Source organism: Pontibacterium sinense, from assembly GCF_015209595.1.
Lineage (GTDB): Bacteria > Pseudomonadota > Gammaproteobacteria > Pseudomonadales > Balneatricaceae > Pontibacterium > Pontibacterium sinense.
Genome location: NZ_JADEYS010000007.1, coordinates 164,549 through 176,731, shown reverse-complemented (window position 1 = coordinate 176,731; position 12,183 = coordinate 164,549). Strand labels below are relative to the sequence as shown.

The following is a 12,183-nucleotide window of genomic DNA, read 5'->3' as shown; positions in this document are numbered from 1 at the left end:
AGATTTCAACGGGCTTAGACGTGAATTAATTCATCGAGAAAAGGATTTACTCGGTTTTTTCCAATGAGCGCAAGGTGTAGAGAATATGCTCTTCCGCAACACGTCGTGCGGTATCCGCATCGCGATTCATTAAGGCTTTATGGATCTGACTATGCTGAGCGCTGATGCCATCCGGATAACGTCCAAATTTTTTCAGCGTTCGGGACAACACACCATAGATGGCATTGAAGTAGCGATTGTAGAAGATCTGACTGAAAGAAATAATCAGCAAGTTATGACTGGATTCTGCGATCTGCATATGAAATGTCAGATCTGCTTTAGCCTTCGCCAGCGTGGTGTCTTCACTCCGGGCCTGCATGCGATGAAACTCTTCATCCAAACGCTGCAACTGTTCATCAGAAGCACGCTGTGCCGCGTAATAAGCGGCCTCCCCCTCCAACGCAGCACGAGCTTCCATCACCTGACGCTGAAATTCAAAGTTATCCCCCACCCCTTCCAACGTGAGCTTAAAATGAGGTTCCAGTAAATTACAGCAGCGACTGGCTGCACCGTGGCGTGTTTCTATCAAACCCTGCTGCTCCAGCTGGGTAAACGCCTCACGCACTGTCGAACGGGAAACCTGATGATCTACCGATAACTGACGCTGCGAAACCATCTTTTCACCAGGCACAATCTGCCCGAACAGTATTTTATCGCGTAACTGCTGCACAATTATCTGGCTAAGTCGCTGTTCATCAGACACTGTATTCTCCGCTTCTGGCCGTTCGGCAGACTTCCTTGATATTTGGTCAGACCAGTTACTAGTGTAGCATTTCTTTTATTCTCGCCCTCACCTATCTTTCAGTCATTACAACGAATAATAAATGGGCCAGACGTGAGCATCGGCCCGCAATAACAAGGTGATCCGAATGCCTCATGCTGAACGCCAACCCCGCGTCGGTCTGTTTGTAACTTGTCTGGCCGACATGTTCAGACCTACTGTTGCTTTTGCTACGGTCCGCCTGCTTGAACAAGCAGGATGTATCGTTGAAGTACCAGAAAAACAAACCTGCTGCGGTCAACCCGCCTTTAACTCCGGCGACCGCGACACCACCCGTGATATCGCAAAAATGACCATCGAAGCGTTTGATGGCTACGAATACGTGGTGGGACCGTCCGGCTCCTGCATCGGCATGCTGCACTATTATGTTGATCTGTTTGACGAAGGAGATCCGTGGAAACAGCGCGCGGAAGACCTGAAAGCACGTGCCTTCGAAATCACTTCCTTCCTTGTGGATAAAGTGGATTTCGACCAGATCAGCGCACAGTTCGACGGCACGATCACCTACCATGATTCTTGCTCAGGTTTGCGCCAGCTCGGTGTGAAACAACAACCGCGCAAACTGCTATCCAAGGTCGATAACCTTGAACTGACCGAGATGGAAGAGGCTGAAACCTGTTGTGGCTTTGGCGGGACGTTCTGCGTGAAATACCCAGATATCTCCAACCGTATGGTTTCCAACAAGACTGAATTTGTCTCCGAATCCGGAGCGGACACACTGGTCGGTGGAGACCTGGGCTGTCTGCTGAATATGGCAGGCAAGCTGAAGCGCGAAGGGAAAACAGTTGAAGCCCGCCATGTGGTGGAAATTCTGGCCGGCATGCTGGATCAGCCTGCTATCGGTGAAGCTGACGCGGATAAGTACGCGCTGGCACAAAAAGTCTGAGCGGGGAAAAACAGTATGCAAATCAAGAGCCCTGAATTTAAAGAAAACTCCCGCATTGCGCTTAAAGACGTCAATCTGCAAAAAGCGCTGGGCAACCTGAAAGCTGGCTTCCCGGTCAAGCGTGCCAACGCGGTTGACCGGATGCCGGAATTTGAAGATCTGCGCAATGAAGCCCGTGATCTGAAAAACCATATTCTGGAAAATCTCGATGTTTACCTGGAGCAGTTTGAGTCCAAAGTCGTTGAGAACGGAGGTCACGTACACTGGGCACGCACCTCCGATGATGCCTGTAAAACCATTCTCGATATCTGCCAGCAGGTTGGCGCCAAAACCGTCACTAAAGGTAAATCTATGGTGTCGGAAGAGGTTAACCTGAATGAGTACCTCGAAAAGAACGGCGTACAGCCGATCGAAACCGACCTGGGTGAGTACATTCTTCAGCTGCGTAATGATCATCCGAGCCATATCATCGCCCCGGCCATCCACCTGAATCTGGAAGATGTGTCTGAAGCCTTCCACGAACATCACCATCGCCCGAAGTCTGATGATCCGGCCGTATTGATGCAGGAAGCCCGCGAGATGCTGCGTAAGCAGTTTGTGTCTGCGGATGTCGGTATCACCGGTGCTAACTTTTGTGTCGCGGAAACCGGCTCCACCATTATCGTGACCAACGAAGGTAACGGTGATCTGACTCAGACCTTGCCGAAAACCCATATCGTGATCACCTCTATCGAGAAAGTGGTGCCGACACTGGAAGACATGACCTTGTTCCAGCGTTTGCTGGCGCGCTCTGCCACCGGTCAGGAATTTACGGTGTATAACACCCTGTCGACCGGCCCACGTCGCGCGGAAGATCAGGATGGCCCTGAAAACTTCCACGTGGTTCTGGTGGATAACGGGCGCAGTGAGATGATCGGCTCAGAGTTACAGGACATGCTGCGCTGCATTCGCTGCTCTGCCTGTATGAACCATTGTCCGGTTTACGGTGCAGTGGGTGGTCACAGCTATGGCTGGGTTTATCCAGGCCCTATGGGTTCAGTACTGACACCACAGATGATTGGTATCGAAAATGCAGGCCTGCTACCCAACGCCTCCACTTTCTGCGGTAAATGTGAGTCGGTATGCCCGGTGAAAATCCCGCTACCAAAGCTGATGCGTCACTGGCGTGATAACGAATTCGAAAAACACCTGAGTCCTAAAGCGGTCCGCTGGGGGATCTCCGGCTGGGGATTCTTTGCTAAACGCCCGGCTCTCTACCGTTGGGTATCCCGGAGCTCCGCCTGGTTTATGCGGACAATGGCTGGCAAAAAAGGCCGTATCAATAAGCTACCTCTGGCCGGTGGCTGGACCGACTGGCGTGATATGCCCGCCCCTGAAGGCAAAACCTTCATGGATCAGTGGAAACAGGGTAAGCGATAACAGGAGCGAACGATGAGCAAAGCAGAGATTTTTGGCAATATCCGTCGCGGTCTGGGTCGCGGTGAACCAACAGCCCAACAGCGTGCAGCAGCAGAAAACCGTATCGCCGCCAAGGCGAACAACCTGATTCCTAAGCGCGCGCAGCTACCACAACCTGAACAGGTACAGCTGTTTAAAGAGATGGCGATTGAAGCTGCCGCAGAACTGATAGAACTGAACAGCACGTCAGAAGTTCCGATGGCGGTGAGCGAGTGGTTACATAAGGAAAACGTTCAGGAGCTGGTAACCGCCAGCAGCCCGGAACTGAAGAGCATGGATTGGTCTGCACTCGGAGAGATCGAGCTGACAGAACGTGTCGCCCAAGCGGGTGACATGGCCAGTATCACCAGCAGTTTTGCAGGAATTGCTGAAACTGGCACCCTGATGCTTCATTCCAGCTCAGATAGCCCAACCACACTGAACTTCCTGCCGGATATTCATATGGTGGTATTGCATGCCTCCACCATCGTGGGGCCTTATGAAGATGCGTGGAAACAACTGCGTCTGGCACATAAAGGGGTGATGCCCCGCACCGTGAATATGATTACGGGTCCGTCTCGCAGCGCCGACATCGAGCAGAAACTTCAGATGGGTGCTCATGGGCCACGTACGCTTGTTATTTTGCTGATCAACGACTGACAGTCTCTGATCCGATTACAAGCGCCGCACAGAGTAACAACCTCGCTCCAACCTCTTTAGCCACCCTAGGGTGGCTTTTTTATGACTGAAGCAAGGCGATTCCTTCTCCTGGACTATTGAGTCAGCAGCCCCACCATATCCAGTGATGTGATCATCCCCACCGGACGTTTGTTCTGCACCACCAGAATACGATGGATTTTGTATTTCGACATCAAACCCGCCACAACCTTAACCTCATCATCAGGCGACACTGAGATCACATCATCCGTCATGATATCGGCCACCGTACAACGACTCAGCCGCTCAACCAGATCGCCGGCATCCGTTTCAGAACCCACGATCAGGTTTGTCATCGTCCCGTTACTGTGCCAATAGTAACTGGTCTCACCCGCTTCCGTTTTCAGGTTACTGGAAAAACGACGACCAATGTCCGTGCTGGTCACAATCCCGATTAATTCACCATTGCTTACCACCGGAGCACCGCTGATTTTACGACTGGATAGCGCTTTATCCATATCGATAAGAGACATCTCAGGGCTGACAGTAAACAGCTCCCGACTCATAATATCTTGTGCGTGCGTGGTCATATTCCAGCTCTCCAGACTAAGTAGAGCCTTTAAATAACCCGTTGAAATACAAGGCGTCCTTGATAAATATCAAGCACCTAAATCAGTGCAAAAAACCAATTTATGCACCAAAAAAAAGCACCGAATCTGGAGTATTTAACCCATATAAATCAAAGACAAAAAACACCACTCACAACAGGCGCCCTTTTTTGGATCGAAAGCAAAAACCACTCCCCAATTCAGTGCACCATTTATTTTTTACTAAGCCGAGAGGAAGTTTCTACAAGAGATCGGATGGATACCTGACAATAATCAATTAACTCTCCGTTTCTAGCATTCAGAAAACACTGTAATTAGTTATACACTGGTATTAACGTTCATTTTAGACTCTACTAATACAGTAAGTCTTAAAGTAGTCACTGAGTGGTCACTTGATGGTGAATAGAGTGGTAGAAAGGTTAAGGCTATACCTGTTTGTCTCGCTTCTATTCTGGGTTCCAGAACTGTCGGCTTTTGATTTAAGACACGAGCCTATCAGCCCCCTCCCTGCTGCCCCGACACTCCCGTCTCAGAAAGCAGAGCTGGGCGAGTCGTTGTTTCACGATGTCCGGCTATCTCAAGACAACAGCATCAGCTGTGCCAGCTGCCACAACCTTGCCAAGGGTGGCACTGATAACCAATCCGTCTCCCATGGAGTCAACGGCGCGCTAGGCTCCGCCAATGCGCCTACCGTGTACAACAGTGCGCTCAACTTCATGCAGTTCTGGGATGGCCGGGCGCTCAATCTCCGTGAGCAAGCCAACGGACCGGTACACAACCCGGTTGAGATGAATAGCAACTGGCCCGAGATCATCCAAAAGCTCAGCCAGGATCGCCCTCTCATTGAAAGCTTTGCGCGTCTTTATCCTGACGGTCTCACTGCCGACAATATTCGGGATGCTATTGCAACATTCGAAGCATCTCTGCTAACCGGTTATTCACCTTTTGATCGCTGGCTTAAAGGCGATGCTCAAGCACTCTCCAAACAACAGCTCCAAGGGTACCGGTTGTTCAAATCCTATGGGTGCATCAGTTGCCATCAAGGTGCAAACGTAGGCGGCAATATGTTTGCCTATCTGGGTACGGTGAATAATGTACAGAGCTACTTCCAACAACGCGGTACGCCAATCAACATCAACACGCCGGATTACGGTCGCTATAACGTAACCGGAGAGCTTGAAGATAAGTATCTGTTCAAAGTGCCCAGCCTGCGACTGGCCGTCAAAACAGCCCCCTACTTTCACGATGGCTCAGTCTCCACGCTGCAAGAGGCTATCCGACTCATGGCCCGTTACCAACTCGGCCGGGAGATTCCAGATAATCACACAGAAGCCATCATCATCTTCCTGAACTCCCTCGTAGGAGAACATCCAAGGCTGACACCATGAAGAGCCCACGTTTATCGGTTTTTCTCGTTCCGCTGTTGGCAATCAGTTTTGTGATCAGCTTGTTCTTTGTTATCTACGACAGCGACCTGCATTTGAATAAACAACGGGCGAATCTGTTGCTGGACCTGCAAAAGCTAGACGGCGGACTGGATCGCGAAATTCTTCTGATTAGCTCCCTGCAACAACAAAACTATGACCCAGTGACACAAGCGACAGCCGAGATTCGTGCACTCAAAGGCCAGCTCATCGATCGGCACGCTTCCTTTTATGGACAGCTAAATCCGGCATTTGACCTTAAGCTCAGTGCTTACGCCAGCATAATTGAAGACAAAATCACCCAGGCTGAACGTGTTAAAACGGCAGCCGCTATCGTGCGCAATGGCCTGAACTATTTACCTCAGATAATCGACGACTTACACCGGATTGATCACCATAACAGTGATCAGGTCCTGATGATTGCAAACCAGCTTTACCGACACTATATCTTTCATAGCACCCTGGATGCAGATGATGTTTCACAAGCAATTGAACAGCTGAAGGCTGATAATTCTACCAATCCAGATCAGCATTTTTTCATTCGTAACCTGAATCTACATATTCAGGGCAATCTCAAAGCGCAACAAGCGTTGTCTCAATTACACGAAGACTATCTGCAGATCCCCTCAGCAAAAACCTTTAGCCAACTGCATCAGGCGTACCGCTTCCACCGTGCGCAGGAAATTAAGCAAGGTGAACACTACAGCACCCTTTTACTGGCGATCTGCTCTCTGCTCCTGTTATGGCTGGGTTTTCTGTTTCGGAAACTGGCCATTTCTCACCAGTCCGCCGAGAAAGCGCGTCTGCGCTTGCGTGACGGCGTAGACAGCCTCAACGAAGCTTTTGCTCTGTTTGATCAGGCTGGCAATTTGGTACTCTTTAATGAGCCGTTTAAGCACTGTTACCCCTGGTTAAAAGTGGATCTGAAAGTAGGTATCAATCGCCAACTGTTACTCAACAAAATCGAACCGCATATTGCGCAAACAATCCATGCTTCCCCCGATAACGACAACCATCGACACAACTTACAAATTCTTAGTAATGGCCACTGTTACCTGAGCAATGAAACACCCACGGCGGAAGGCGGTGAAGTCTGGGTACGGATTGATGTGACCCACTCTCGTCACAACCAACTAGAACTGCGTAAACTATCCCGTGCTCTGGAACAAAGCCCGGTATCTGTCGTCATTACCGACCTCAATGGAAACATCGAATACATCAATCCTAGGGCTGAAGAAACATCTGGCTACACCAAAGCGGAAGTGATTGGCTCAAACCCTCGCATCTTCCTGTCAGACTATCACTCAGACAATGACTATCAGCAGATGTGGCAAGCCCTTCATGCCGGTCAGGAGTGGCAAGGCATCTTCCGCAACAAGCATAAAAACGGAACCTTATACTGGGAATCAGCAACGATCTCTTCATTGCGTAACGATGCCAATGAAATCACCCACTATGTAGCGGTCAAAGACGATATCTCTGCGAAGAAACAAGCGGAAGATGAGCTACGTATGAACGCGGCCGTCTTTGAAACTACCCGCGAAGGGATCCTGATTACCGATGCGAAAAGCCGCATCATTTCAGTCAATCCTGCGTTTACCCAAATCACCGGCTATCCATTAGAAGAAGTTAGAGGCAAAACACCAAACCTGTTGCGTTCAGATCAGCAAACCGATGAATTCTACGCCGATATGTGGACCAGCCTGAACCAACATAGCCAGTGGTCCGGTGAAATCTGGAACAAGCGCAAAGATCAGTCGGTTTATCCCCAATGGCTGTCCGTCTCCGCGATCAAAAATGCGCAGGGTAAAGTTCAACAATATGTCGCGGTCTTCTCAGATATTACCCAACGTAAACAGCAGGAGCACAAGATCCGACAACAGGCTAACTTTGATGCACTCACCGGCCTGCCTAACCGTACCATGCTAAAAGGAGAGCTGCAGAACACGGTACTCAATGCCAGTAATAATCAGCACTGCAGCGCACTGCTTTTTGTCGACCTGGATCGCTTTAAAGCCGTGAATGACACCATGGGCCATGCCGTGGGCGACACATTACTGCAGCAAGTTGCCAAACGCTTACGTCACGAAATTCGAGACCAGGATGTCATCGCCCGTTTTGGCGGGGATGAGTTTGTGGTGATACTCCAGACAATTCACTCCACCGAACACGCCTCTGCCACCAGCCAGCGTCTGATCGACTGTCTGCGTGAACCTTTTGATCTGCAAGAACGCGAAATTTATATCGGTGCCAGCATCGGTATTTCACTCTACCCTGAGGATTCAACCAACGCCGATACCATGCTGCGCCACGCAGATATGGCGATGTATAAGGCAAAAGAACGGGGGCGAAATCAATATCAGTTCTTCAATGCCGAGATGCGTGATCAAGTGAGAAATCGCACCGAGCTGGAGCAAGCACTGCGTCTCGCACTGCAGAACAATGAGTTCGAGCTTTACTACCAACCGATCATAAACACCCGAAACGGCAAGGTTGAGTCAGTTGAATCACTGGTGCGTTGGAGTCACCCGGAACGCGGCATCGTCAGCCCTGCCGACTTTATACCGATGGCCGAGGAAACCGGGCTGATTCAACCGCTGGGGTTATGGGTCTTTGAGCACGCATGCCAACAGATGCAAGCATGGTGTGAACTTGGGCTCACGGAACTGTCGGTCGCGATCAATATTTCTAGCAGCCAACGTCATCTGGGCTTTAATGCCGCCGCAGCACAAGCACTGATCACTAAAACCGGCGTGAATCCCAACAAGCTGATCATCGAAATTACCGAAAGCATGTTTCTTGATGGTTCAGAGGAAGCGATTACCTGGCTCAACGAGCTGAAATCGCTGGGAGTCATGCTCGCCATTGATGACTTTGGTACCGGCTACTCATCACTGAGTTACCTCAAACGCTTCCCTATCGATAAGCTTAAAATAGATCGTGCGTTTGTCAGCGACCTGCCCGACGACGAGGATGACGCCTCATTGGTCAAAGCCATCATCGCTATGTCACACAGTATGGGACTGACACTAGTAGCCGAAGGGGTGGAAAACTATGAACAGCTGGATTATCTGAAAGGTCTGGAGTGTGATCTGATTCAGGGTTATCTGTACAGCAAGCCCGTACCTGCGGATCAACTACCGGACGTGATCCGCGCACTGGAAGATCCTGCCCGGAAAGACGCCGCTGAAGCCTATAACTTTATTATTTAGCTTCGCTAACGAAAACTGTCAGAACGGTGGCATGATTGGCGGGAAGCCCATCGCGTCGCTCTCTTTTGGCTTACATTCGCCAATGGAGCCCGGCGCACACACCGTGCCATCGGGCATCGCCGCGCCGCTCAAATCGACACCATCCAACACCACATCCACCAGCTCGGCATTGGTCAGATAGCTGTCGGTCAGATCACTGCCGGTCAGATCGGTACGATGCAGTCGGGCATGAAACAGGTCTGCATGGAAAAAGTCCGCCCCGTGAATATGCGCATCGGTCAGGTCTACGTTATAAAGACTGGCTTCATAAAAATCAGCCTTATCAAAACAACAGCGACGCGCTGAGCTGGCATTGAGATTGGATTTAATCAGACAAGCGCCGGTAAAGTCCGCGCCATCCAGAATTGCGTGAAACAGATCAGCATCCCGAATCGTCGCCCCCTGAAGCTTGGCCCCGGACAGATCCGTTTTATAGAGATTGGCCCCGGACAGATCAGCTTCACGCAGATCAGCCCCCTTAAGACACGCATGGCTAATATCGGCTTCACCAAGGTTCGCCCCGCGCAGGTCAGCCCCCGCCAGGTTGGCTTTGTAGAGATCCCGGCCATACCAATCTACACCCTGCAGATCTTTCGAAGGAATTTCAGACATCGACCACCTCAATGGATACAAAACTCTAAGAAATAAACAAGAAACATGTATCACTATAGAGGATTATTTACACAGGCTCCCGAAGTCATATCAATAACCGCTCAGTTTCAGAACAAGCGGTATTGCGGGGCCGTGAGTCGATCAAAGTCTTCATCAATAAACGTGAGAATGGTATCCGCCACTGGTTGCACCTGTTTATCGATATAGTGCTGATAGTCGATGGGGGAACGTAAAAACTCCAGCGGCTCAGGCCCGTTGACGGTCATCACATATTCCACATGCACACCCGGTCGAAACGGGCTGGGTATGCCCTGTTCCTGATACCGTTGTTCAGCTTTCAGTCCCGCCTGCACGTGAGGCGGACGATTGCGGGTATATTCCGCCAGCGGTTGCCGGATACGTTTACGGTAGATCAACTGGTCATCCAGCTCCCCTGCCTTCACGGCTGCGACTCGCTCTTTCAGCAACGCTCGCCACGGCTGCTCACGAAAAATACGTTCATACAGCTCCTGCTGCAGATCACGCGCAAGCGCCGTCCAGTCAGTCCTGACATTTTCCAGGCCTTTGAAGACCATACGCGTTTCACCGCCACTCAAACACTGCAGACCGGCATAGCGCTTTTTACTGCCCTTTTCCGAGTGACGCATACGTGGCATCAAAAACCGGCTGTAATGGGTTTCGTACTCCAGCTCCAGATAACAGGGCAGATCAAATCGCTCTTTAAGTTCTTTTTGCCACCACGCGTTGAGGTAATCCTGCAATTCACGCCCACGGGCATCGGCCTGCTCCTGAGGATAGTCATCACCCAGCCAGACAAACACCGAGTCGGTATCACCATAAATAACCGTATGATCAAACTGCTCCTCTATACAGGTTTTAGTACGGGTCAGAATCTCATGACCACGCAGTGTAATCGAGCTGGAAAGACGCTGATCGTAGAAGCGGCACACATTGGAACCCAACACACCATAAAATGAGTTCATGATGATCTTGATCGCCTGTGATAACGGCTGGTTCTTCTCCAGCTTAGCCTGATCCCGTGCCTGCCAGAGACCTTCGATCAAGCCCGGTAAGATACTGTTACTGCGGTCAAAAATAGCGTGATTAAATCCCGGCACCAGACACTCGGTATCAGCCCCCTCTTTCAGACCTTCCGCCATTCCAACCGGATCAATTTTAAAGGTGCGGATAATACTGGGGTACAGGCTTTTAAAGTCCAGCACCAATACCTGACGAAACAGTCCCGGCTGGGAATCCATAACATAACCACCGGGGGCATCTAAACCGGATTGTCCGGAGGCATATTCAGGGGCAACATAACCCTCCCGGTGCATTAATGGCAGATACTGGTTATCAAATGCTGCTGCAGAGCCACCCACCTTATCCAGTGGCAAGCCAGTTAAACGCGCCCGCTCCACCAGATAGTGCAGCAGTTGTGCTTTTTCAAAGATATCCCAAACCAGTCGGCAATCTTCCAGGTTGTATCGCGCTAAGGCAGGTTTATCTTCATGGTATAACCGTTGGATCTCATCACCACGTTGTTCGACGTGATCAATCAGCTTACCTCGATCAAGAAAATGGCGGGAGACATACTCCAGTGAGAAGCTCTCGAACTGGAATGTGGCCCCTTTCATCGTATCGATACCGTCCAACACAATACGACCACTCAGGCGGGCATACCATTTACCCTGCCCTGATTGGTGCAGCTGCAATGGTTGCTTGTCACGTCCCAGCAGCAACGGCATTTGTAGCGCTTCAGCCCGCTGATACAGTACCCGAAAGTCAAAACCCACGACGTTCCAGCCGATAAAGATATCCGGATCTTCTGCCCGCACCACTTCAACAAACCGTCTCAGCAAACGACGCTCGTCCGGCACAAATTCCAGTCCCGGTTGGTCCTCACCTTTTCCCGTCATCAACACCAGCTGCACGCGATCGCTGTAGAGACCGATGGATAGAATCTTGTCCGCCCGCATCGTGGTTTCAAGATCGATCGACAACACACGAAACTCGGGCACATAGTCACCGGGTTTAAGTAAGGCCTGCTGATTGCGTTGGTAGACCGTCACTGAACCCTGAATAAAGCGTTCCATCAGATACCGGTCAGCATGACGAATATCCTCTTCCAACAACGCAATCCCTGCGCGTTGCAGGCGCTCTATCGCCTGCCGGTGAGACTTAAGAGAGGTCGTATACAGTGCGCTCACACCAAGCTGATTCAGATCCTGAAGATCAACTTTCGCCAGCCGCCAACCTGATAAACCCGCCAAGGCGGTGCGGGCAGCATCCAGCTGTTCGTCATGAATAAAAAAGACGGCTTCCTGCGCGGGAATATCAACGCTGAACGGACCCTCAGGGCCGCAAACCCAGTAACGCAGACAGATGCCCTCCGCCTGGTCGAGTTGCTGCCGGGTCAGCAAAAAGCCTTGTATGGGAGGTACGGAAGAAAGGGAGGCAGCATAACTCATACCCAATGCAGCCTGAGTAA

9 protein-coding genes are annotated in these 12,183 nt (G+C 50.7%); 5 read left to right on the top strand and 4 right to left on the bottom strand.

The annotated features are described in order from the left end of the window. Positions 1 to 46: 46 nt before the first annotated feature. The gene (locus IOQ59_RS21610) at positions 47 to 742 is read right to left on the bottom strand and encodes a FadR/GntR family transcriptional regulator (RefSeq protein ID WP_193952977.1); all 696 of its coding nucleotides are present in this window, start codon (positions 740 to 742) and stop codon (positions 47 to 49) included. Between the two features lie 166 nt (positions 743 to 908). Here IOQ59_RS21610 and IOQ59_RS09170 point away from each other — a divergent pair, with 166 nt between their 5' ends. The 3 genes from IOQ59_RS09170 to IOQ59_RS09160 are packed head-to-tail and all read left to right on the top strand — an operon-like array spanning position 909 to position 3,803. Next, positions 909 to 1,706, top strand: coding sequence for a (Fe-S)-binding protein (locus tag IOQ59_RS09170; RefSeq protein ID WP_193952976.1), 798 nt, complete (start codon positions 909 to 911; stop codon positions 1,704 to 1,706). A 15-nt stretch (positions 1,707 to 1,721) separates the two neighbouring features. Further along, complete coding sequence (locus IOQ59_RS09165; protein WP_193952975.1) at positions 1,722 to 3,125, top strand: LutB/LldF family L-lactate oxidation iron-sulfur protein; 1,404 nt, start codon at positions 1,722 to 1,724, stop codon at positions 3,123 to 3,125. A 12-nt stretch (positions 3,126 to 3,137) separates the two neighbouring features. Beyond that, a complete protein-coding gene (locus tag IOQ59_RS09160) occupies positions 3,138 to 3,803 on the top strand; it encodes a LutC/YkgG family protein (RefSeq protein WP_193952974.1) in 666 nt (221 codons plus the stop codon). A 113-nt stretch (positions 3,804 to 3,916) separates the two neighbouring features. Here IOQ59_RS09160 and IOQ59_RS09155 read toward each other — a convergent pair whose 3' ends face one another. Beyond that, positions 3,917 to 4,390 (bottom strand): CBS domain-containing protein, encoded by a 474-nt coding sequence (locus IOQ59_RS09155; protein ID WP_193952973.1) that lies wholly within the window; start codon positions 4,388 to 4,390, stop codon positions 3,917 to 3,919. 425 nt (positions 4,391 to 4,815) lie between these two features. Between IOQ59_RS09155 and IOQ59_RS09150 the strand changes: the two genes are divergently transcribed. Continuing rightward, the gene (locus IOQ59_RS09150) at positions 4,816 to 5,796 is read left to right on the top strand and encodes a cytochrome-c peroxidase (RefSeq protein WP_371871847.1); all 981 of its coding nucleotides are present in this window, start codon (positions 4,816 to 4,818) and stop codon (positions 5,794 to 5,796) included. Beyond that, positions 5,793 to 9,044, top strand: coding sequence for an EAL domain-containing protein (locus IOQ59_RS09145; RefSeq protein ID WP_193952971.1), 3,252 nt, complete (start codon positions 5,793 to 5,795; stop codon positions 9,042 to 9,044). The genes IOQ59_RS09150 and IOQ59_RS09145 overlap by 4 nt, the downstream gene beginning before the upstream one ends. An 18-nt stretch (positions 9,045 to 9,062) precedes the next feature. Here IOQ59_RS09145 and IOQ59_RS09140 read toward each other — a convergent pair whose 3' ends face one another. Together IOQ59_RS09140 and IOQ59_RS09135 are read right to left on the bottom strand one after the other, a co-directional pair. Further along, the gene (locus tag IOQ59_RS09140; RefSeq protein ID WP_193952970.1) at positions 9,063 to 9,695 is read right to left on the bottom strand and encodes a pentapeptide repeat-containing protein; all 633 of its coding nucleotides are present in this window, start codon (positions 9,693 to 9,695) and stop codon (positions 9,063 to 9,065) included. A 107-nt stretch (positions 9,696 to 9,802) separates the two neighbouring features. Continuing rightward, on the bottom strand, positions 9,803 to 12,163 hold the full coding sequence (locus IOQ59_RS09135; RefSeq protein ID WP_193952969.1) for a DNA polymerase II: 2,361 nt from the start codon (positions 12,161 to 12,163) through the stop codon (positions 9,803 to 9,805). Positions 12,164 to 12,183 lie beyond the last annotated feature (20 nt).

Coding starts and splice junctions, on each gene's coding strand:
- IOQ59_RS09170 (WP_193952976.1), top strand. CDS start 909: ATGCCTCATGCTGAACGCCAACCCCGCGTCGGTCTGTTTGTAACTTGT.
- IOQ59_RS09165 (WP_193952975.1), top strand. CDS start 1,722: ATGCAAATCAAGAGCCCTGAATTTAAAGAAAACTCCCGCATTGCGCTT.
- IOQ59_RS09160 (WP_193952974.1), top strand. CDS start 3,138: ATGAGCAAAGCAGAGATTTTTGGCAATATCCGTCGCGGTCTGGGTCGC.
- IOQ59_RS09155 (WP_193952973.1), bottom strand. CDS start 4,390: ATGACCACGCACGCACAAGATATTATGAGTCGGGAGCTGTTTACTGTC.
- IOQ59_RS09145 (WP_193952971.1), top strand. CDS start 5,793: ATGAAGAGCCCACGTTTATCGGTTTTTCTCGTTCCGCTGTTGGCAATC.
- IOQ59_RS09140 (WP_193952970.1), bottom strand. CDS start 9,695: ATGTCTGAAATTCCTTCGAAAGATCTGCAGGGTGTAGATTGGTATGGC.
- IOQ59_RS09135 (WP_193952969.1), bottom strand. CDS start 12,163: ATGAGTTATGCTGCCTCCCTTTCTTCCGTACCTCCCATACAAGGCTTT.